This is a genomic window from Saccharopolyspora spinosa NRRL 18395 (genome assembly GCF_000194155.1).
GTDB lineage: Bacteria > Actinomycetota > Actinomycetes > Mycobacteriales > Pseudonocardiaceae > Saccharopolyspora > Saccharopolyspora spinosa.
This window is the reverse complement of the sequence record NZ_GL877879.1, coordinates 2,034,994-2,035,989: the sequence shown is the minus strand read 5'-3', so window position 1 is coordinate 2,035,989 and position 996 is coordinate 2,034,994. Positions and strand designations below refer to the sequence as shown.

Sequence of the window (996 nt, the reverse complement as noted above, 5' to 3'; positions counted from 1 at the left end):
ACCATCACAAGATCGACAAGCTACACGACGAAGATCACCAAGTGCGGCTGGAGTACTAGAGCCTGTTGCAAAATTACGACCACCACGGACCGTGATTGATTTATCACGGCTTATATGGCCACTGTTAGATGGCCACTGGCGGACGAACGGCGGCGATCGAGACTGATTCGGTATCTCGGTTCAGCCGTTTTCGCCGAAACCGCAACAGCCTCCCTGAGCGAGCAAAGCTGCTCGAAGGTGCCCTTCCGGCCACGCTCGAACGAGTTCCGGACGCTACTGGAAGGATCCGCCCTTGCGGTCCGGCAGCAGGGCCGCGATGGTCGCGCCAGCGTCGAGCAGCCGCGTCACCACGGTCGCGTCGCTGTCCGGGACGTAACCCCTTCAGCGTCGACGAGCCGTTCATCATCGGAACCCCGGCGAGGCACACGTTGTCCTTGAGCGCAACGGTGCGACCCGCCAGCGGTCCGTCGTCGCGGGTGCGCAACTCCGTGCGCGCGTACCACGCGCCCAACGAGTCATCGTCTCGCTCGCGTCACCTCCGTTGCGGGATCTCCGCCGCACGCTTGGAAAGCGCGTCGACCGCCCGGTACGCATCGACGTTCGCGGCGATGAGCGCCAGGCAGGAGTCGGTCGTCGCATCGTCAAGCTCGAGCCCCAGTTCCGCCGCTGCGGCTTGCAGTTCTGCTCGATCCGGATCCGGCACAGTCATCACTACCTCCCACGTCGCGGATTACGCGAGGCTACGCAGCCGACGACCGGGGGGCGGTAGATCTTCTACAGTGACAAGGAGTTCTCACTAATCCGCTACAGGGGCCGTGAGCTGCTAGGTGGCTGGTGTTTTTCGGGGAGTACCAAGTGAGTGCCTCGAACTTCGAGGATCAGGGTGGACTGATTCGGTCGACGACCGTCTTTTCGGCCGTCTATGACGATCTCAGACCTGCACGATTTGTCCGGATCGGTCTTGCGGTGAAAATGAGGCCGTTCGACACCAGCCAC

The 996-nt window shown here is 62.1% G+C and carries 1 protein-coding gene; it reads right to left on the bottom strand.

Annotated elements, in window-relative coordinates; translation table 11 throughout:
* Positions 1 to 532: 532 nt before the first annotated feature.
* Positions 533 to 709, bottom strand: a complete 177-nt coding sequence (locus SSPN_RS57145) for a hypothetical protein (protein WP_010311790.1) — start codon at positions 707 to 709, stop codon at positions 533 to 535.
* Between the last annotated feature and the right edge of the window lie 287 nt (positions 710 to 996).